Consider the following 19,785-nt stretch of genomic DNA (forward strand, 5'->3'; position numbering starts at 1 on the left):
AAGCGGATGTACCACACCTGGATGCGGTATTTCACCCCCAGCCCGGCCCACCACCGCCTCGGCCTCGTCTGCCTCGGCGTCGGCCTCCAGTACGGCGCCCTGCCCACCGTCGGCCCCCGCACCCTCGACCACCACGTCGCCGTCGTCATCACCGCCGGACGCGGCTGGTACCAGGCCCCCGACGGCCGCCGCACCACCGTCACCGCACCCGCCCTCATCTGGGTCACCCCCGGCATCCCCCACCACTACGGGCCCGACCCCGAAACCGGCTGGGACGAGTGCTTCGTCGACTTCACCGGCCCCGCCACCACCACGTACACCGAACTCGGCTACATAGAGCCCGAACGCCCCGTCGTCCCCCTCTCCGACGCCGCCCACGCCCGCACCGCCGTCGGCCGCATCGCCCGCGCCGCCCGCCGCGGCAACCCCCTGCTCGAAGTCGAGACCGCCGCCGCAGTCCACGAACTCCTCGTCGCCCTGCGCCGCGCCCGTGCCGACATGGCCCCCGACGGCGACCCCGTACTCCAGTCCCTCGCCCGCGACGCCTTCCAGCCCCTGTCCGTCGCCGAACACGCCGCCCGCCACGGCATGACCCCCGCCGAACTGCGCACCGCCGTACGCCGCGGAGCGGGCTGCAGCCCCAAGGACTACCTCCTCGGCATCCGCCTCGGCCGCGCGAAGGAACTCCTCGCCGCCACCGAACTCCCCGTCGCCGCCGTCGCCCGCCGCGTCGGCTACGACGACCCCGCCTACTTCTCCCGCCTGTTCACCCGCCGTGTCGGCACCGCGCCCGTCCGCTTCCGCGAACAGCAGGGCCGCACCGTCCCCGGCGGCTGGTCGCACACGGTCCCCGACCCCGACGACCCGCCGATGCTGCGCTCCCCGGGCCCCACGATCGACCGCCCCCGCGCCACGTAGGGTTTCCTCCCATGACCAACAGCAACGCCGCCGACACCGTGGACCCCGCCGTCCGCGCCGAACTCGCCCGACTGCGCGACAGCATCGACAACATCGACGCCGCTGTCGTCCACATGCTCGCCGAACGCTTCAAATGCACCCAGCAGGTCGGCCACCTCAAGGCCGAACACGCCCTGCCCCCGGCCGACCCCTCCCGCGAGGCCAGCCAGATCGCACGCCTGCGCCAACTCGCGGAGAGCGCCAAGCTGGACCCCGCCTTCGCCGAGAAACTCCTGAACTTCATCATCAGCGAGGTCATCCGCCACCACGAGCAGATCGCGGCGAATTCGAGCCCCTGCGGCGATTGAGGAGCGGGGTCCGGGGCGCAGCCCCGAGGCGGTGACGCCGGCGCCGGGTGAGGTCTCGTCCTAGGACGCCCCCGGCCAGCCTGTCCCACGCCGGAGGCGTACGGCAGCATGTCCCCATGTCCGTACTGACGCGCGACGAAGCGCAGACCCGAGCCCAGCTCATCGACGTCCAGCGGTACGAGATCGACCTCGATCTCACCCGGGGAGCCGACACCTTCGACTCCACCACCGTGATCGGCTTCACCACCCGCACGGCCGGAGACACCTTCGTCGAGGTCAGGCCCGCAGCCCTGCGATCCGTCACCCTCGACGGACAGCCCCTGGACCCCGCCGCACTCGACGACAACCGGCTCCCCCTCACCGGACTCGCCCCCGGCCCGCACGAACTGCGCGTCGAAGCCGCCATGGCCTACTCGCACACCGGCGAAGGCATGCACCGCTTCACGGACCCCGCCGACGGCGAGACGTACGTCTACACGCAGCTGTTCATGGAAGACGTCCAGCGCGTCTTCGCCGCCTTCGACCAGCCCGACCTGAAGGCCGTGTTCGACCTCACCGTCACCGCCCCCGACGGCTGGACCGTCCTCGCCAACAGCGTCACCGAGCACCTGGGCGAGGGGAAGTGGCAGGCCGCCACCACCCCGTTGCTCTCCACCTACCTCGTCGCCGTCGCCGTCGGCCCCTGGCACTCCGTACGCACCGAGCACCGCGGCCTGCCCTTCGGCCTGCACTGCCGCCGTTCCCTCGCCCCCTACCTCGACGCCGACGCCGAAGAAATCCTCGACATCACCCGCGCCTGCTACGACCGCTACCACGAGAAGTTCGAGGAGCCCTACCCCTTCGACTCCTACGACCAGGCGTTCGTCCCCGAGTTCAACGCCGGCGCCATGGAGAACCCCGGACTCGTCACCTTCCGCGACGAGTTCGTCCACCGCTCCGCCGTCACCGACACCGAACGCCAGACCCGCGCCATGGTCATCGCCCACGAAATGGCCCACATGTGGTTCGGCGACCTCGTCACCCTCCAATGGTGGGACGACATCTGGCTCAACGAGTCCTTCGCCGAATACATGGGCTACCAGACCCTCACCGAAGCCACCCGCTTCAAGGACACCTGGGTCGACTTCGGAGTGTCCCGCAAGGCCTGGGGATACGACGCCGACCAGCGCCCCTCCACCCACCCCGTCGCCCCCGACGCCGACGCGGTCCCCGACACCGCGTCCGCCCTGCTCAACTTCGACGGCATCTCCTACGCCAAGGGGGCTTCCGCACTTCGGCAGCTGGTCGCCTGGCTGGGCGAGAAGGACTTCCTCGCCGGCATCAACACCCACTTCCAGCGCCACAAGTTCGCCAACGCCACCCTCGCCGACTTCATCGCCTCCCTCGCCCACCACACGGACCGCGACGTCCACGCCTGGGCCGACACCTGGCTGCGCACCACCGGCGTCGACACCCTCACCGCCACCGTCACCGAGCACCCGGGGCAGGCAGAACTCACCCTCACCCGCGACGGCAGCCGCCCCCACCGCATCACCGTCGGCGTCTACGACCGCGACCTCATCGACGGAGCCACCCTCGTCCGCCGCGAACTGACCGACATCGACATCCCCGTCGACGGCGAACACCGCCTCCCCGGCCCCCGCCCCGCCCTCGTCGTCCCCAACGACCAGGACCTCACCTACGCCAAGATCCGCCTCGACCCCCACTCCGAGGAAACCGCCCTGCGCGGCCTGTCCCGCGTGCCCGACCCCCTCACCCGCGCCGTCCTGTGGAACTGCCTGCGCGACATGGTCCGCGACGGTGCACTCGAACCCCTCACCTACCTCGAAGCCGCCCGCGCCCACCTCCCCGGCGAACGCGAACTCGCCAACGTCCAGGGCGTCCTGGCCTTCGCCCGCACCCAGGTGGCCGACCGCTACACCACCCCCGCGGAACGCCCCGACGCACTCGCCCTCCTCACCGACCTGTGCGCCGACCTCATCCGCCGCACCGAGGACGGCAGCAACCCCGGCCTGCGCCTCACCGCCGTGCGCACCCTCATCGACAGCGCCGCACACGCCGACACCATCCGCGACTGGTACGACAGCGGCAGCGTCCCCGGCGGCCCCGAACTCGACCCCGAACTGCGCTGGCGCATCCTCGGCCGCCTCTGCGTACTCGGCGCCGTCGACGACGCCGTCATCGAGGCCGAACTCACCCAGGACCCCAGCGCCACCGGCCAGGAAGGCGCCGCCCGCTGCCGCGCGGCCCTGCCCGACCCCGACGCCAAACGCGCCGCCTGGGACGCCATGTTCACCACCGACGAACTCTCCAACTACCTCTTCACCGCCACCGCCCAGGGCTTCTGGCAGCCCGAACAGAGCGACCTCCTGCACCCCTATGTCGCCCGCTACTTCCCTGACGCCGTAGCCGTCGCCCACCGCCGTGGCCCCGCCGTCGCCGACGCCGCGGGACGCTGGGCCTTCCCCGCCCACGCCGTCGACACCCACACCCTCACCCTCGGCGAATCCTGCCTGGAGGACGACGACCCCATCCCCGCCCTGCGCCGCAAACTCGCCGACCAACTCGACGACCTCGCCCGCGCCTTGAAGATCAGGACGGCCACCGCCGCCTACTAGGGCCCGGAATGTACGGGGTCCGGCGTGCCCGGACCCCGTACCACCAACCACCCCGTCGCCGCCCAATCCCCGCACGGCAGTACCACTTTCGGGTTCCGATCGTTGTGATCAACGGGCATGCCACAGCCACCGCAGACAGGCTGGAGGCCCCACCCGCACCCCCGAAGGACACCGCCATGAGCAACCCGCCGCCCCTCGCCGGAGGGCCCCAAGGCCCCCAAGCCCTGCGGCCGTTGCTCAAAACCGTCCTCGACGCCCTCCACGACGGAGCCGCCGCCCGAGGCGGGCCCCTCCCCGCCGGCGGCCCCCACACCGTCACCGCCCGCCTGCGCGAACTCGCCGGCGACCCCCTGCCCCACCACGGCACCGGCCCCGACACCGCGCTGCGCACCCTCGTACAGGCCCTCGCCGAAGGCGCCGCCGACCCCGCCGACCCCCTGTGCGCGGCCCACCTCCACTGCCCGCCCCTCGCCCTCGCCACGGCCGCCGACCTCGCCGCCTCGGCCCTCAACCCCTCCATGGACTCCTGGGACCAGGCCCCCGCGGCCTCCGCCCTCGAAACCCTCGTCACCGACGCACTCGCCCATGAGGTCTACGGCGACACGGGCCACGCCGGCCGGCCCGCGCACCCTGGCCGGCCCGGCCACCCCCAGGCCCTGGTCACCACCGGCGGCACCGAGGCCAACCAGCTCGCCGTCCTCCTGGCCCGCGAAGCCCACGCCTCAGAGGGCCCCCTCCAGCTCATCACCGGCGCAGGCGCGCACCACTCCCTGCCCCGCGCAGCCTGGCTCCTCGGGCTCCCCGACCCCGTCACCGTGCCCGCCCCCACCGGCACCCTCGACCCGGCCGCCCTCGACGAAGCCCTCACCGACCTGCCAGGACCCAAACTGGTCGCCGCCACCGCCGGCACCACCGACGCAGGACTCATCGACCCCCTCCCGGAGATCGCCGACGTCTGCGAAGCCCACGGCGCCCGCCTCCACGTCGACGCCGCGTACGGCGCCGGACTCCTCTTCAGCCCCACCCGCCGCACCCAGCTCACCGGCCTCGACCGAGCCGCCACCGTCGCCCTCGACCTGCACAAACTCGGCTGGCAGCCCGTCGCCGCCGGCCTCCTCGCCGTACGCGACCCCGCCGACCTCACGCCCCTCACCCACCACGCCGACTACCTCAACGCAGACGACGACACCGAAGCCGGCCTGCCCGACCTCCTCGGCCGCTCCCTGCGCACCACCCGGCGCCCCGACATCCTCAAGATCGCCGTCACCCTCAAAGCCCTCGGCCGCACCGGACTCGGCGCCCTCGTCGACCAAGTCTGCGACCAGGCCCAGGAGTTCGCCGCCACCCTCCACGCCCACCCCGGCTTCGACCTCTACGACACCCCCACCCTCAGCACCGTCCTCTTCCGCCCCCACGGCGCACCCGACGAACGCATCGCCCACATCCGCCGCACCCTCCTCACCCAAGGCCGCGCCGTACTCGGCCGCGCCCGCATCGACGGCCGGCTGTGGCTCAAAGCCACCCTGCTCAACCCGCACACCCAGCCGGGCGACCTGGCCCAGCTGCTGAAACTGGTGGAAGGAAACACCGCCCGATGACCACCGCGCCCACCCCCAAGCCTCCACACCCCGAAGCACCCCGCGACCTCGTCGGCATCGGCATCGGCCCCTTCAACCTCTCCCTCGCCGCCCTCGCCCACCCCCTCACCGAACTCGACACCGCCTTCTACGAACAACACCCCGCCTTCCACTGGCACCCCGGCCTCCTCATCGACGGTGCCACCCTCCAAGTCCCCTTCCTCGCCGACCTCGTCACCCTCGCCGACCCCGCAAGCCCCTGGTCCTTCCTCAACTACCTCAAAACCCGCGACCGCCTCTTCCCCTTCTACTTCGCCGAGCGCTTCCACATCCAGCGCGCCGAATACGACGCCTACTGCCGCTGGGTCAGCGAAAACCTCCCCGGACTCCACTTCGGCCACCAGATCGACGCCGTCCGCTGGAACCCCGAACGCCGCCTCTTCGAAGTCGACTTCACCCAACTCGACACCGAAGGCGAAGCCGAAGCGCTGGGCCGCACCTACACCAGGAACGTCGTACTCGGCGTCGGCACCGCCCCCTACATCCCCGAACCGCTGCGCCCCCTCGCCGAAGCCCCCACCGTCCCCGTCATCCACTCCACCGACTACCTCACCCACCGCACCGAACTCCTCGCCGCCGACCACATCACCGTCATCGGATCAGGCCAGTCCGGCGCCGAAATCTTCCTCGACCTCCTCAAGAACCGCCCCCAAGGCCGCGAAAAACTCCACTGGCTCGCCCGCAGCGAAGCCTTCGCCCCCATGGAGTACTCCAAGCTCGGCCTCGAACACTTCACCCCCGACTACACCCGCTACTTCCACCACCTCCCCGAAGACGTACGCGACCAACTCGTCCCCGCCCAATGGCAGCTCCACAAAGGCATCGACACCGAAACCATCGCCGCCATCCACGACGAGCTCTACCAGCGCACCCTCCACGGCGGCTGGCCCGACGCCACCCTCACCCCCGGCGTCTGCGTCCGCACCGCCGGCCGCGTCGCCACCACCAAAGTCGAACTTCACCTCGAACACCGCCGGCAGAACACCCGCTCCCGCCTCACCACCGACGCCGTCGTCCTCGCCACCGGCTACCGCGAACGCCCCCTCGACCACATGCTCACCGGACTGGACCCCCACCTCCGCCGCGACAACAGCGAACGCCCCCGCATCGACGAACAGTTCCGCCTCGTCCTCGACCACACCGTCACCGACACCGGCAGCAACATCTACGTACAGAACGCCGAACGCCACACCCACGGAGTCGGCGCCCCCGACCTCGGCCTCGCCGCCTGGCGCAGCGCCACCATCCTCAACACCCTCACCGGCAAAGACCCCTACCCCCTCCCGCAACGCACCGCCTTCACCACCTTCGGCCTCACCCCCAACGAAAACCGCGCCCCCCGGACCCAGTCCGGAGAACGCGGCATCACCCATCTGATCGAACTCAAGAACTAGAACACAGGCGTACCGTCCCGCGTCAGCCGCCAGTCCACCGAAGCGAACTCCGCCGGGTCCAAGGTGCCCTTCGCGGTCACCCACTCGGCGATCCGCGTACGGATCTCCGTCGACTCCGACCACAGCTCCTGCGCCGACGCCACATGCGGGAACGCCCCGCCACCGTTCGCCCGGTAGTTGTTCACCGCGAAAACAAACTTCTGCGCGTCGTCCAGCGCCGCACCCTGATACGTCACGTTCTTGATCCGCGACCCCGCCGCCTGCGCGACGTCGATGTCGTACGAAAGCCCCGACACGTAGTCGTAGTTGTAGTCCGGCCGGTTGTTCGCGTTCGTCAGCTTGTCCACGTCCACGACCGCACCCGCCGCCGTCTGCACGAAATACTCCGCCGAGAACTCCAGGTACGCCCGCACCTGCGCACCCGTCATCAACTTCGCGACCAGCGTGTTGTCGTACACATACAGACCCGACAGATCCCGGATCGTCACCTCACCCGCCGGAATCGACGACGTCCGCGAGAACGGCGAAGCCTGCGAGAGGACCGGCAGCGACGCGTACTCCGTCGACTTCAGGGCCTCCGTCACCACATCGGCCTGCACCTTGTTGATCAGATCGATGATCGGCGCGTCCTTGTACCGGGCGTCCACCGTCGTCAGCGTCGTCGTCGCCTGACCCACGACCTGGTTCACATACTTCACGACCAGCGCGTGCTCGTCCTCGAGCAACTTCGTGATCTTCGGGTCGTCCGCCACCGCATTCGAGTTCAGCAGCTTCGACGACACCGACGTCACCGTCCAGCAGCCCCTCTCCCACTCCAACTCGAAGTCGAAGAGCGCCAGCCGCTCCGCGTAGCACAGCGGCTCCGACAGAACGACCGACTTCCCGGTCTTCTCGTTCGTCACCAACTGCTGCTCGATCTCCACATGCGCGTGCCCGACGAGAATCGCGTCGATCCCCGGCACGGTCCTCGCCACATTCGCCGCCGCGTTCTCCACGTACGGCAGCTGATCGCCCCACGACGACGTGCCCGAAGCGCCCGTGTGCGCCGACACGATCACCACGTCCGCACCCATCGAGCGCAGCTTCGGCACCCACAGCGCGGCCTGCTCCTCGATGCCGGGGAACTTCAACACGCCCTGCACATACGCCTTGTCCCAGATCGCGATCCCCGGATTCGTCAGCCCCAGGATCGCCACCTTCACGTCCCTGCCGTGCGGCGTACGCAACTTCTTGATCACGTACGGCCTGAACGCCGGCTTCTCCGTCTTCGCGTCCACGGCGTTCGCACCGAGCAGCGGGAACTTCAACTGCGACTCGAACTTGCGCAGCGTGTCGATGCCGTAGTTGAACTCGTGATTGCCGAGCGCCGCCGCGTCATAACCGATCGCGTTCATCGCCTGCGCCATCGGATGCACCGGACCGTCCGCCGCGGTGATCGGCTCCACGCGCGCGTAGTAGTACGTCAGCGGCGTGCCCTGGATCGTGTCACCCGCGTCGATCAGGAGCGTGTTGCCACGGCCCTTCTCCTCGCGGACCTGCTTCACCAGCGTCGAGATCCGAGACAGCCCCTGCGCGTTGCCCGCCGTGTCCGTGTACGCGGCGTCCTTGTAGTAGTCCCAGTTGAAGACATGACCATGCAGGTCCGTCGTCCCCATGACGGTGAACGAATACCGCTTGTGCCCCTTCGGCCGCCCCCCGTGCGCCTGCGCTGCCGGCGCCGACACCGCCCCGGTCAACGCCACGGCCGCACCCGTAGCAGCGGACTTGCCCAGAAACTTCCGGCGATTCAACGGCATCTCAGATCCCCTCCGGCACCACTCATCGACAGTTGCAACGCGCGTAGATTCTGTCCCCTCAACCCAACACGCAACAGACCTACGAGGTTTCAATCCGATGACTGTCCGATGCGCTGCTGCCACAGTGACCCCATGACCCCCGACGAGACGACACCCGGCGCACAGCCCACCGCCACCCCCTACGGCACCCCCCAAGCCCCCCGCATCGCCGTCCGCGGCGAAGCCCGCATCGAGACCGACCCCGACCTCGCCCGCATCGGCATCACCGTCAACGCCCGCGGCACCGACCGCCGCGAAGCCCTCACCGACCTCACCCGCCGCAACACCGCCACCCTCGACCTCATCAAGAGCTACGGAGAAGCCATCGAAAAAGTCGAGACCGGCGCCTTCTCCATCACCCCCGAACTCACCCGTCACGGCCGCTCCGAACGTATCCGCGCCTACCACGGCCGCGTCCACATCACCGCCGAACTCACCGACTTCACCGCACTCGGCGAACTCACCACCCGCCTCGCCGACCAGGACCTCACCCGCATCGACGGCCCCTGGTGGTCCCTGCGCCCCGACTCACCCGTCCACCGCACCGCCCGCCGACAAGCAGTCCACGAAGCCGTCCAGCGCGCCCGCGAATACGCCGAAGCCCTCGGCACCCGCCTCGCCGCCCTCATCGAACTCGCCGACACCGGAGCCGAAGACCCCGACCGCTACGGACCCGTCCCCGGCGCACCCCACATGCGCATGGCAGCCTATGGCGGCGCCCCCGACGACACCCCCGCACCCCTCGACCTCGAACCCGAGCGACAGACCGTTTATGCGAACGTCAACGCCCGATTCACCATGCACCCGCCCGAGCTGTGAAGACCACACCTCCCGAACGCCCGCACCGAAATGCATGCTCACCATGCTCATCGGAGCACCCCCATGCACAATTCAACACTTGTCAATAGCCCTTCATCCAAAGGTGGTTGGGTAGTCATGCGCAACCAATTCCCTACCCGCCGGTAAGCCCTAGGCTCGAAGCATGCGCCGAGCAAAGATCGTCTGCACCCTGGGCCCAGCCACCGACTCGTACGAGCAGATCAAGGCACTCGTCGAAGCCGGAATGGACGTAGCCCGCTTCAACCTCAGCCACGGCACCTACGCCGAACACGAGGAGCGCTACCACCACGTCCGAAAGGCCTCTGACGAAACCGGCCGCAGCGTCGGAATCCTCGCCGACCTTCAAGGCCCGAAGATCAGACTCGGACGCTTCCGCGAAGGCCCCGTACTCCTTGAACGCGGCGACGAATTCACCATCACCGTCGAACCCGACGTCCAAGGCGACCGCCAGACCTGCGGAACCACCTACGACGGCCTCGCCACCGACGTCACCACCGGCGAACGCATCCTCGTCGACGACGGCAAAGTCACCCTCGAAGTCACCGGCATCGACGGCCCCCGCGTCCACACCACCGTCATCGAAGGCGGCATGGTCTCCGACCACAAAGGCCTCAACCTCCCCGGCGTAGCCGTCTCCGTCCCCGCACTCAGCGACAAGGACCAGGAAGACCTCCGCTGGGCCCTGCGCACAGGCGCCGACGTCATCGCCCTCTCCTTCGTGCGCAGCGGCCGCGACATCGAAGACGTCCACCGCATCATGGACGAGGAAGACCGCCGCCTCCCCGTCATCGCCAAAGTCGAAAAGCCCCAGGCCGTCGACAACATCGACGACATCGTCGCCGCCTTCGACGGAATCATGGTCGCCCGCGGAGACCTCGGCGTCGAAATGCCCCTCGAACAAGTCCCCATCGTCCAAAAGCGCGCCATCAAACTCGCCAAGCGCAACGCCAAGCCGGTCATCGTCGCGACCCAGATGCTCGACTCGATGATCGACAACTCCCGCCCCACCCGCGCCGAGGCATCCGACGTCGCCAACGCCGTCATCGACGGCACCGACGCCGTCATGCTCTCCGGCGAGACCAGCGTCGGCAAATACCCCGTGGAAACGGTCCGCACCATGGGCCGCATCATCGAAGCCGCAGAGGAAGACATCCTCGCCAAGGGGCTCCCGCCCCTCACCGAACGCAACAAACCCCGCACCCAAGGCGGAGCCGTCGCCCGTGCCGCAGCCGAAATGGGCGACTTCCTCGGCGCGAAATTCCTGGTGGCCTTCACCCAGTCCGGAGACACGGTCCGCCGCCTCTCCCGCTACCGCTCACCCATCCCGCTCCTGGCCTTCACCCCGACCCCGTCCACCCGCTCCCAGCTCAACCTCACCTGGGGAGTGGAGACCTTCCTCGGCCCCCACGTCGACTCCACCGACGCGATGGTCGACCAGGTCGACGAACTCCTCCTCCAGTACGGCCGCTGCCGGAAGGGCGACATCGTCGTCATCACGGCCGGCTCCCCGCCCGGAGTCTCCGGCTCCACGAACCTGGTCCGCGTCCACCACATCGGCGAGGACGACTCACCCAAGTAGGCGGGAGGTCAGTATTTGGGGCCTACGTGGGTGTCCATGAGGGCGACGGAGGCTTTGCGGGCTATGGAGATGTTGCGATGGTTCGCCTGTCGCCATTCGACGCCCACTCTGTCCAGGGCGTCGGTGAAGAGCGTGATGATGTCGCCCGACAGGTTGGTGAAGAAGTACCGGGGGTATTCGTAGCGCTTCTGCTCGCCGCCGACGATGCGGGTGGCCCAGTTGGTGATGCGGCAGCCATCGGCGTGGATGAGACCGCGAATGAATTCCCACGGGCACGCGTCGACGATTGCTTGCTGCCAGGGTTCGAGAGCGATCTTGCGCTCGTGCTTCTTGCCAGGCCCGTGCTGCGGGAAGAGACAGGGCCAGTGTTTGCTGGAGGCCGTGACTGCGACGCAACCCTGTTTCTTGACGCGGCACACGCTGTTGTCCGGCCGTACTGCCCGCATGGCCGCTTCGCAGGCGTCGATAAGGCCCGGCCAGGCGTTGTCCAGCACGATGCGGATGAAGTAGACGCCTCGCCGGTGGGCGTTGATGCAGCCATCGCCCAGATAGAGGCCCAACAAGTAGGCGTACGCGGCCTGGTCCTCGGGTAGGGCTGGCGCATCGCCGCATCTTGGGCACGGGAGGCCTGCGCGCTTGCGCGGTTCGATGTCGATCTGCCAGGAGCGTATTGCGGCCCGGGAGACCCCGGTCTCCTTGCTCACCGAGTTCAGACTGCGACCCTGGGAGACCAGAGTCAGAGCTCGTTTACGCATGCCCATGTCGTACATGTGGCCACTCTGTGCGACTCATCGCTACGGCATGCAGCAAAAAAGCGGACGTTCACGAGAAGGTGAACATCCGCTTCAGTGTCGCGACCTTGGAATCCAAGGAAAAGTGCCCCGGGTGGGACTTGAACCCACACTGTACGGGTTTTGAATCCGTTGCCTGCTGCCAATTGGGCTACCGGGGCCCGCAGAATCGAAGGTCTACCCCGACCCGCTGCCCGACCACCTTACCGCAGCTAGGTACGCTCTTGGGAGCAGTACCCGTGCCCTGAACAAGGAGCTATCGTGACCGCCCCCGAGTCGCCCCAGCCCGTAGACGCGCCCGACGACGACAAGTCGCACGTCCCGCCGCTGACGACCCGTGTCGTCATCGCCGAGGACGAGGCTCTGATCCGCCTCGACCTCAAAGAGATGCTCGAGGAAGAGGGCTACAGCGTCGTCGGTGAGGCCGGTGACGGTGAGCAGGCGGTCGAGCTGGCTCGTGAGCACAAGCCCGATCTGGTGATCCTCGATGTGAAGATGCCGAAGATGGACGGCATCACCGCGGCGGAGAAGATCGCGGAGGAGTCGATCGCTCCGGTGCTGATGCTGACGGCGTTCTCGCAGCGCGATCTGGTGGAGCGGGCGCGGGACGCGGGTGCGATGGCGTATCTGGTGAAGCCGTTCAGCAAGAGTGATGTCGTGCCGGCCATTGAGATGGCGGTGTCGCGGTTCCAGGAGCTGAAGACGCTGGAGAACGAGGTCGCGGACCTTACTCTGCGGCTGGAGACGCGGAAGCTGGTGGACCGGGCGAAGTCGGTGTTGCAGACGGAGTACGGCCTGTCGGAGCCGGCGGCGTTCCGTTGGATTCAGAAGACGTCGATGGATCGTCGGCTTTCGATGCAGCAGGTCGCTGAGGCGGTTATTCAGGACGCCGAGGAGAAGAAGGCGGGGAAGGGCTGAGTTCCGCCCCGCACCGCTTGTGGCTGAGGCCCGTGCCCCCGGAGGGGTACGGGCCTCAGCCGTGTGTGCGTTCGGGCTCAGTCCTCGCCGAGGTACGCCTTGCGGACGGATTCGTCGTGGAGGAGGTCCTGTCCGGTTCCGGAGAGGACGACGGTGCCGACTTCCATGACGTGGCCGTGGTCGGCGAGGGAGAGCGCGGCCTGGGCGTTCTGCTCGACGAGGAGGATGGTCGTGCCCTGGGACTTGAGTTCGGCGATGGTCGCCATGATCTTCTGCATCATGATCGGGGAGAGGCCCATGGAGGGTTCGTCGAGCATGAGCAGTTTGGGCTGGGACATGAGGGCGCGGCCCATGGCGAGCATTTGCTGTTCGCCGCCCGAGAGGGTTCCCGCGGCTTGCTTTCGGCGTTCGCCGAGGATGGGGAAGAGGTCGTAGGCGCGCTGGATGTCCTTCTCGATGCCTGCCTTGTCGGAGCGGAGGAATGCTCCGAGCTGGAGGTTTTCGGCGATGGAGAGGCGGGGGAAGATGCGTCGGCCTTCGGGGGAGTGGGCGAGGCCCATGGCGACGATCTTGTGTGCGGGGACGCCGGTGAGTGGCTTTCCGTCGAAGGTGATTTTGCCGCTGAGCGGCTTCAGGAGTCCGGACAGGGTCCGCAGTGTCGTCGTCTTGCCGGCGCCGTTGGTGCCGATGAGGGTGACGACTTCGCCTTGCTGGACGCTGAAGGAGATTCCCTTGACGGCTTCGATCTTGCCGTAGGCGACCTTGAGGTCTTCTACTTCGAGGAGTGCGCTCACTGGTCGTCTCCTTCCGTGGCGTGTGCTTCCGCGGCTTCGACGGCTGCTGCGGCGGTGTCTTCGGGGGCGCCTTCGAAGGGTTCGCCGAGGTAGGCGGCGATGACGCGTTCGTCGCCCTGGACGACGTCGCTGGTGCCTTCGACGAGTTTTTCGCCTTGGACGAGGACGGCGACGCGGTCGCAGAGGTTGAAGATGAAGCGCATGTCGTGCTCGATGACGAGTACGGCGATGCCCTTGTCGCGGATGGCGAAGACGAGTTCTTCGGTGGCGCGGGTTTCTTGGGGGTTCATGCCGGCCGTGGGCTCGTCGAGGAGGAGCAGGCCGGGCTCGCTGGCGAGTGCGCGCGCGATTTCGAGCTTGCGCTGTTCGCCGTAGGGGAGGCTGCGGGCGAGGTGGTCCCGCTTGTGGGCGAGGCCGATGAACTCGAGGAGTTCCATGGCGCGTTCTTCGGAGGCGGCTTCGGCTTTCTTGAAGCCGGGTCCGCGCAGGAGCGCGGACCAGAGGCCTTCCTTTGTCCTGGTGTGGCGTCCGACGAGGACGTTTTCGAGGACGGTCATGTTGGCGAAGAGCCGGATGTTCTGGAAGGTGCGGGCCATGCCGGCTTTGGTGACCAGGTGGGGCTTGGGCGGGAGTGCGGTGCCCTTGTAGGAGACCTGGCCTTCGGTGGGGATGTAGAGGCCGGTGAGGCAGTTGAAGAAGGTGGTTTTGCCTGCGCCGTTGGGGCCGATGAGGCCGACGATTTCGCCGCTGTTGACGGTGAGGTCGACGGAGCGTACGGCGGTGAGTCCGCCGAAGCGCATGGTGACGCCCTTGGCTTCGAGGACGGCAGTGGTCGTGGTGGTGGTCATGCGGGTCACGCCCCTGCCTTGGTGGCGCCGACGGTGCTGTCGGGCAGGCTTTGTTGTTCTGGGATGTCGAGTTGGCCGGTCTCGTGGAATTCGAGTTGGCGGCGGCGGTTGGCGATGATGCCTTCGGGGCGGAAGCGCATGAGGATGACGAGTGCGATGCCGAAGGCGAGGAGCTCGTATTCCTTGAGGAAGGTGAGCTTTTCGGGGATGAGGTAGAGGAGTGAGGCGCCGAGGAGGGGTCCGCTGACGGTGCCCATGCCGCCGAGGACGACGGCGGCGAGGAGGAAGGCGCTGTTGGGGGGTGCGGCGCCGGCGAACTGGTAGGGGCTGGGTACGACGCTGTAGGTGACGTGGGCGCTGACGGTGCCGGCGAGGCCGGCGAGGGTGGCGCCGAGTGCGAAGGCGATGAGCTTGACGCGGAAGCCGTTGATGCCCATGGCGGTGGCGGCGGTCTCGTCTTCGCGGATGGCGATCCAGGAGCGGCCGATGCGGGAGTCGGCGGCGCGGGTGAAGACGAGTACGACGAGCGCCGTGATGAGGAGCATCAGGAAGAAGTAGTTGGCGAATCGGCCGAGGGTGAATCCGGCGACGTCGTGGCTGGCCCCGAGGTTGAATCCGAAGATTTCGAGGTCGGGGATGGAGGGGATTCCGTCGGGGCCGTTGGTGATGTCGGGTCCGGAGGAGCCGTCCATGTTGTTGACGGCGATGCGGAAGATCTCTCCGAAGCCGAGGGTGACGATGGCGAGGTAGTCGCCGCGCAGTCGCAGGGTGGGGGCGCCGATGAGGACGCCGAAGACGAGTGAGGCTGCCATGCCGGTGAGGGCGGCGGCCCAGAACGGGAACTGGACTCCGGAGAAGCGGGAGAACTCGGAGCCGGAGACGAGGGCGGCGGCGTAGGCGCCGACGCCGAGGAAGGCGACGTATCCGAGGTCGAGGAGTCCGGTGAGGCCGACGACGATGTTGAGGCCGAGGGCGACGGTGGCGAAGATCAGGATGTTGACGCCGAGGTTGGCGTTGTGGTCTTCGCTCTGGGTGAAGGGGAAGATCGCTGCGGCGAGGAAGGCGATGCCGGTGGCGAAGCCTTTGTTCTGGGCGCAGAGGGTGGAGAAGCGGTCGAGCTGTCCGGCGTGGACGAGGGCCCAGGCGACGAAGACGAGGAGGAGGACGAAGCCGATGAAGGTTTCGCTCTCTTCGTCGTTGATGCCGATGCCGTAGGTGAAGGCGATGAGGCCGAGGGTGATGCCGAGGGTGACGATCAGCCGCTGTGTCCAGCCGGGGAGTTGGCCGGTGGGTGCGGGCTGGTCGGGCTTGGTGAGGTAGGCCTTGGCCGTGTCGCCGGGGCGGGGCAGGGCGAGGGCGCCGAGGACGGGGAGTGCGGAGGCGACGGCGGCGACGTAGGCGCCGGGGTCGAGGTTGGCGAGTCCGCCGAGTTCGACTGCGATGGCGATGGCCGCGTACCAGCAGACGGTGAAGCCGGCGAGGGTGGTGAGGAGGATCGGGGAGGTGGCGCCGGCGGGGTTGAGCCGGTGCAGTCCTCGCACGTTCCACAGGGGGAGGGTGAAGAGGAGGGTGATGAGTCCTGCGACGAGGGCGATGGTCTGGAGGCCCGCGGGGTAGCCGTAGACGGTGAGGTCGCCGGGGAAGTCGGAGGTCCAGGTCCAGGACATGAAGGTGCTGGCGATGGTGGCGACGGCGCCGGCGGCGATGAGGACGCGGGGGGCGCCTGCGGGGAGGGTGATCAGGCCGCGGGCGGTGTCGGTCTTCTGTGTGGTCATGGTGATCACGCCCTGTCCGCGACGCGTTCGCCGAGCAGGCCTTGTGGCCGTAGCAGCAGTACGAGGATGAGGAGGACGAAGGCCCAGACGGAGGCCCAGCCCTGGCCGCCGAACTGTTCCATGCCGGGGATGTCGGCGACGTAGGCGGTGGCCATTGCTTCGGCGAGGCCGAGGACGACGCCGCCGAGCATGGCGCCGTAGATGTTGCCGATGCCGCCGAGCACGGCTGCGGTGAAGGCCTTGAGTCCGGCCTGGAAGCCCATGTCGTACTGGACGGAGCCGTACTTGAGGCCGTAGGCGACGCCGGCGACGGCGGCGAAGATGCCGCCGATGGCGAAGGCGATCACGATGATGCGGTTGGTGTCGATGCCCATGAGCTGGGAGGTGTCCGGGTCCTGGGCGGTGGCCTGCATGGCGCGGCCGGTGCGGGAGAGGCGGACGAAGAAGGCGAGGGCGGCCATGCACAGGGGGGCGGCGATGATCAGGAAGACGTCGCCGCTCTGGATGCGGATGTCACCCAAGTGGTAGGGCCCGAACGGGAGTTGTGGGAAGACGCGGGCGCTCTTGGCGTCGGGGTACCAGTTGAAGACGGCCTGCTGGAGTGCGAGGGAGAGGCCGATCGCGGTGATGAGGGGGGCCAGGCGTGGCGCGCCGCGCAGTGGCCGGTACGCGAAGCGTTCGGCTCCGACGGCGATGAGGGTGGCGACGAGTGCGCCTCCGATGAGCATGGCCGGTAGGGCTATCCACATGGATATGCCGTCGGGGAGCGCGAGGTAGACCGTGAGTGCGCCGAAGCCGCCGGTCATGAAGATCTCGCCGTGGGCGAAGTTGATGAGCTGGACGATGCCGTACACCATCGTGTAGCCGATGGCGATCAGCCCGTACATCGAGCCGAGGAACAGCCCGTTGGCCAGCTGCTGCGGCAGGGTGTTCACCGCGTGGCCTCCATGGGTGGGGAGAGTGGGGCAGGGATATGGGTGGGGCCGCGCGGTGACGGGTCGTCGTGGCCGCGCGGCCCTGTGTGGTGCGTGCGGTGCGGGGTGGGTCAGCCGGCGTCGTAGGTGCCGCTCTTGACGGCCTTCCACTCGCCCTTGGTGACCTGGTAGACGGTGAGCTGCTTGTTGGTGGTGTCGCCGTACTCGTCGAAGGCGACGGGGCCGGCGATGCCGTCGAACTTGCCCTTCTGGACCTCTTCGACGATCTTGCCGCGCGCGTCGGACGGGACCTTGCCGTCCTTCACGACGTTGCCGATGGCCTTGATGATGGCGGTCGCGGCGTCGTAGGAGTAGCCGCCGTAGGTGCCGTAGTCGCCGGGGTACTTCTTCGCCTTGTAGGTGGAGATGAAGTCCTTGGCGGCGGGCAGCGTGGTGACCGGGACGCCGACGGAGGTGGAGAGGTCGCCCTCGGCGGACTTTCCGGCGGTCTTGATGTACGTGTCGGAGAACATGCCGTCACCGCCGAAGAGCGGGATCTTGGCGCCGGCGTCCTTGAGCTGCTTGGTGAGGATCTGCGACTCGTCGTACTGGCCGCCGTAGTAGAGCAGGTCGGCGCCGGAGTTCTTGATCTTGGTGACGAGGGTGGAGAAGTCCTTGTCGCCGGTGTTGACGTGGTCGGTGCCGACGACCTTGCCGCCGGTCTTCTTGAAGCCCGCGGTGAAGAGCTTGGCGAGGCCGGCGCCGTAGGTCTGCTTGTCGTCTACGACGTAGACCTTCTTCTTCTTGAGCGTGTTGTACGCGTAGTCGGCCGCGAAGCCACCCTGGAGGGCGTCGGTGGTGGCGGTGCGGAAGTACGACTTGTACGGGCGCTTCTTCGAGGTCTGCCAGTCCTTGCCCTGGGTGAGCTCGGGCGCCGTGTTGGAGGGCGAGATCTCGACGAGGTTGGCCGTCGCGAAGACCTGCTGCATGGAGGTGGCCACACCGGAGTTGAGGGGGCCGACGACTCCGAGGACGTCCTTGTTGCTGACGAGGGCGGTGGCGTTCTGCTGGCCGGTGGCGGGGACGGCCTTGTCGTCGAGCGCCTTGACCTTGAACGTGACGCCGGGAACGGTGTTCTTCTTGTTGGCGTCGTCGACGGCGATCTGGACGCCGTACTGGATACCGAGGCCGGTTGCGGAGTTCGCGCCGGTGAGCGGGGCGTCGACGCCGATCACGACGGTGGTCTTCTTGCTGCTGTCGCTGCCCTTGTTGTCGTCGCGCGATCCGCAGGCGGTGAGCGTGAGTGCTCCGGTGGTGAGCACGCTGGTCATGATGAGCAAGGAACGGTGTCGCACGATCAATCCTCTCCCTGGCGCGGCTCCCGCGGTTGGGGGCCGTGTGTCTCGCCGGGCCGTACTGGGGTGGTACAGGGCCGTGCAGCAGACGCGCCCGGCGGCGCGGTGACTGGCCGTGACTATAAGCGCAGGTGGGTGGGGTGGGGAGCTGAGGAGGGAAGGATGTGACGTTCTTGTTATGACGCGGTGCTCGTGGGCGGGTGCGGTGGAGGCGATCAGGCCTTCTGGATACGGGTGGCCGGCGCTCGCGTGTAGAGAACATGCTGTTCCGCTAAGGAACTTGAGGTGATCTTGGTCCTTACGGGCGGGAGTGTGCCGCCGGCGGGGCGGGTGCTGGGTGCTTCGGGTGGCGGTGGCTCGCGCTCCGCATTGCTCTGTTGCGGCAGAGGTAACTGAGTGTTACTTCCGTGTGAGATCGGTTCGCGGTCCGCGGGGCGGTCCGGAGTGCCCTGCGCGCGGTCCGCAGGCGTCGTGCAGGTAGGTGGCGAGGTCGCGTGGGAAGGCGCCGCCGAAGAGGTAGCTGTGCTGCTGCTGTGCCTGGCGGTTGCGCAGACCGAGGTCGAGGTGCGGCAGGGTGAAGCCGGGTGGCAGGGCGGCGCACTTGTATACGGAGATGCGCACAGTGAGCGGTTTCGGGGCGCCGCCCTTCACTGTCAGTGGCAGGGCGGGGATGGCGTGCGCACTCAATCCCGGTAGTCCGGCTCGCACTTGACGGATGGTCACGGGGTGGGTGTCGCGTACGGAGACGGTGAAGCGGAAGGTGGCGGTGCGCGGGTGGTGCGGGTCCGGCGGGCTCGTTCCCTCGTAGTGCAGGAAGGTGACCTGGGAGGGCCAGGGGGTGGGGGCGGGTGTGGCCGGGGTGGTGGTGAGGGCTGTGTACGCGTAAGCGCCCGTGATGGCTGCGGCGGCGAGCAGGGCTTGCAGGGTGCGGCGCAGGTGCGGCGGAAGGGCTGCCCAACGATCGTGGAGGTGGGGGGAGTTGGGGGAGCCGGCCCACAGGGTGTCGGTGTGGGCGGGGGTGTGCGGGGTGCCGTCGCCGGAGGGGGGTTCCGGCTCGACGGGTCCGATACCGGCCATGCTCCACGCTAGTGCGGAGGGGGCGGGTCCGCCAATGTGGGGAGCAACTGGGGTGTGTGTGCGGCCAGTTGGTTCATGGTCCGGTGTCGGCGGATGCCTGCGCTGTGGTGGCCGGTGGGGAGGGCTTCGCGTGGGCCGGACTCGC

16 protein-coding genes and 1 tRNA gene are annotated in these 19,785 nt (G+C 68.2%); 8 read left to right on the top strand and 9 right to left on the bottom strand.

Annotation, left to right across the window (positions count from 1 at the left end; genetic code table 11):
* Positions 1 to 6 precede the first annotated feature (6 nt).
* The 5 genes from CG723_RS06765 (at position 7) to CG723_RS06785 (ending at position 6,914) form a co-directional block, all read left to right on the top strand.
* Positions 7 to 918 (top strand): helix-turn-helix domain-containing protein, encoded by a 912-nt coding sequence (locus CG723_RS06765; RefSeq protein WP_100592307.1) that lies wholly within the window; start codon positions 7 to 9, stop codon positions 916 to 918.
* Between the two features lie 11 nt (positions 919 to 929).
* Positions 930 to 1,265: a chorismate mutase gene (locus CG723_RS06770; RefSeq protein WP_100592308.1), complete on the top strand. Its 336-nt coding sequence runs from the start codon at positions 930 to 932 to the stop codon at positions 1,263 to 1,265.
* A gap of 116 nt (positions 1,266 to 1,381) precedes the next feature.
* Positions 1,382 to 3,883, top strand: coding sequence for an aminopeptidase N (gene pepN, locus CG723_RS06775; RefSeq protein WP_100592309.1), 2,502 nt, complete (start codon positions 1,382 to 1,384; stop codon positions 3,881 to 3,883).
* A 176-nt stretch (positions 3,884 to 4,059) separates the two neighbouring features.
* Entirely contained in the window at positions 4,060 to 5,481 is a 1,422-nt protein-coding gene (locus CG723_RS06780; protein WP_100592310.1) for a pyridoxal phosphate-dependent decarboxylase family protein, read from the top strand.
* Positions 5,478 to 6,914, top strand: coding sequence for a lysine N(6)-hydroxylase/L-ornithine N(5)-oxygenase family protein (locus tag CG723_RS06785; RefSeq protein WP_100592311.1), 1,437 nt, complete (start codon positions 5,478 to 5,480; stop codon positions 6,912 to 6,914). The genes CG723_RS06780 and CG723_RS06785 overlap by 4 nt, the downstream gene beginning before the upstream one ends.
* Here the strand turns inward: CG723_RS06785 and CG723_RS06790 are convergent.
* Entirely contained in the window at positions 6,911 to 8,710 is a 1,800-nt protein-coding gene (locus CG723_RS06790) for a bifunctional metallophosphatase/5'-nucleotidase (protein WP_100592312.1), read from the bottom strand. The two genes, CG723_RS06785 and CG723_RS06790, sit on opposite strands and share 4 nt — an antisense overlap.
* Before the next feature lie 132 nt (positions 8,711 to 8,842).
* Here CG723_RS06790 and CG723_RS06795 point away from each other — a divergent pair, with 132 nt between their 5' ends.
* Both CG723_RS06795 and pyk read left to right on the top strand, forming a co-directional pair.
* Positions 8,843 to 9,568 carry an SIMPL domain-containing protein gene (locus CG723_RS06795; protein WP_100592313.1) on the top strand — a complete coding sequence of 242 codons (726 nt, stop codon included), beginning with the start codon at positions 8,843 to 8,845 and terminating at the stop codon, positions 9,566 to 9,568.
* A gap of 163 nt (positions 9,569 to 9,731) precedes the next feature.
* The gene (pyk, locus tag CG723_RS06800) at positions 9,732 to 11,168 is read left to right on the top strand and encodes a pyruvate kinase (protein WP_100592314.1); all 1,437 of its coding nucleotides are present in this window, start codon (positions 9,732 to 9,734) and stop codon (positions 11,166 to 11,168) included.
* 8 nt (positions 11,169 to 11,176) lie between these two features.
* Here the strand turns inward: pyk and CG723_RS06805 are convergent, their stop codons facing one another.
* Positions 11,177 to 11,938: a transcriptional regulator gene (locus tag CG723_RS06805; protein ID WP_100592315.1), complete on the bottom strand. Its 762-nt coding sequence runs from the start codon at positions 11,936 to 11,938 to the stop codon at positions 11,177 to 11,179.
* Positions 11,939 to 12,045: 107 nt separating this feature from the next.
* Positions 12,046 to 12,120: transfer RNA gene (locus tag CG723_RS06810), tRNA-Leu, on the bottom strand.
* A 100-nt stretch (positions 12,121 to 12,220) separates the two neighbouring features.
* Here CG723_RS06810 and CG723_RS06815 point away from each other — a divergent pair.
* Entirely contained in the window at positions 12,221 to 12,877 is a 657-nt protein-coding gene (locus tag CG723_RS06815; RefSeq protein ID WP_100592316.1) for an ANTAR domain-containing response regulator, read from the top strand.
* Positions 12,878 to 12,954: 77 nt separating this feature from the next.
* On the opposite strand, the gene CG723_RS06820 is transcribed toward CG723_RS06815, so the two are convergent.
* The 6 genes from CG723_RS06820 to CG723_RS48625 form a co-directional block, all read right to left on the bottom strand.
* Positions 12,955 to 13,671 (bottom strand): ABC transporter ATP-binding protein, encoded by a 717-nt coding sequence (locus CG723_RS06820; protein ID WP_100592317.1) that lies wholly within the window; start codon positions 13,669 to 13,671, stop codon positions 12,955 to 12,957.
* Complete coding sequence (locus CG723_RS06825; RefSeq protein ID WP_100592318.1) at positions 13,668 to 14,519, bottom strand: ABC transporter ATP-binding protein; 852 nt, start codon at positions 14,517 to 14,519, stop codon at positions 13,668 to 13,670. The genes CG723_RS06820 and CG723_RS06825 overlap by 4 nt, the downstream gene beginning before the upstream one ends.
* Positions 14,520 to 14,524: 5 nt before the next feature.
* Positions 14,525 to 16,294 (bottom strand): branched-chain amino acid ABC transporter permease, encoded by a 1,770-nt coding sequence (locus CG723_RS06830; protein WP_100592604.1) that lies wholly within the window; start codon positions 16,292 to 16,294, stop codon positions 14,525 to 14,527.
* A gap of 5 nt (positions 16,295 to 16,299) precedes the next feature.
* A complete protein-coding gene (locus CG723_RS06835) occupies positions 16,300 to 17,229 on the bottom strand; it encodes a branched-chain amino acid ABC transporter permease (protein ID WP_100592319.1) in 930 nt (309 codons plus the stop codon).
* Positions 17,230 to 17,339: 110 nt separating this feature from the next.
* Positions 17,340 to 18,539, bottom strand: a complete 1,200-nt coding sequence (locus CG723_RS06840; RefSeq protein WP_199841674.1) for a branched-chain amino acid ABC transporter substrate-binding protein — start codon at positions 18,537 to 18,539, stop codon at positions 17,340 to 17,342.
* 423 nt (positions 18,540 to 18,962) lie between these two features.
* Complete coding sequence (locus CG723_RS48625; RefSeq protein WP_100592321.1) at positions 18,963 to 19,640, bottom strand: hypothetical protein; 678 nt, start codon at positions 19,638 to 19,640, stop codon at positions 18,963 to 18,965.
* Positions 19,641 to 19,785: the final 145 nt, after the last annotated feature.

It is taken from the genome of Streptomyces sp. CB01635 (assembly GCF_002803065.1).
GTDB lineage: Bacteria > Actinomycetota > Actinomycetes > Streptomycetales > Streptomycetaceae > Streptomyces.

Coding starts and splice junctions, on each gene's coding strand:
- CG723_RS06765 (WP_100592307.1), top strand. CDS start 7: ATGTACCACACCTGGATGCGGTATTTCACCCCCAGCCCGGCCCACCAC.
- CG723_RS06770 (WP_100592308.1), top strand. CDS start 930: ATGACCAACAGCAACGCCGCCGACACCGTGGACCCCGCCGTCCGCGCC.
- pepN (WP_100592309.1), top strand. CDS start 1,382: ATGTCCGTACTGACGCGCGACGAAGCGCAGACCCGAGCCCAGCTCATC.
- CG723_RS06780 (WP_100592310.1), top strand. CDS start 4,060: ATGAGCAACCCGCCGCCCCTCGCCGGAGGGCCCCAAGGCCCCCAAGCC.
- CG723_RS06785 (WP_100592311.1), top strand. CDS start 5,478: ATGACCACCGCGCCCACCCCCAAGCCTCCACACCCCGAAGCACCCCGC.
- CG723_RS06790 (WP_100592312.1), bottom strand. CDS start 8,710: ATGCCGTTGAATCGCCGGAAGTTTCTGGGCAAGTCCGCTGCTACGGGT.
- CG723_RS06795 (WP_100592313.1), top strand. CDS start 8,843: ATGACCCCCGACGAGACGACACCCGGCGCACAGCCCACCGCCACCCCC.
- pyk (WP_100592314.1), top strand. CDS start 9,732: ATGCGCCGAGCAAAGATCGTCTGCACCCTGGGCCCAGCCACCGACTCG.
- CG723_RS06805 (WP_100592315.1), bottom strand. CDS start 11,938: ATGTACGACATGGGCATGCGTAAACGAGCTCTGACTCTGGTCTCCCAG.
- CG723_RS06825 (WP_100592318.1), bottom strand. CDS start 14,519: ATGACCACCACCACGACCACTGCCGTCCTCGAAGCCAAGGGCGTCACC.
- CG723_RS06830 (WP_100592604.1), bottom strand. CDS start 16,294: ATGACCACACAGAAGACCGACACCGCCCGCGGCCTGATCACCCTCCCC.
- CG723_RS06840 (WP_199841674.1), bottom strand. CDS start 18,539: ATGACCAGCGTGCTCACCACCGGAGCACTCACGCTCACCGCCTGCGGA.
- CG723_RS48625 (WP_100592321.1), bottom strand. CDS start 19,640: ATGGCCGGTATCGGACCCGTCGAGCCGGAACCCCCCTCCGGCGACGGC.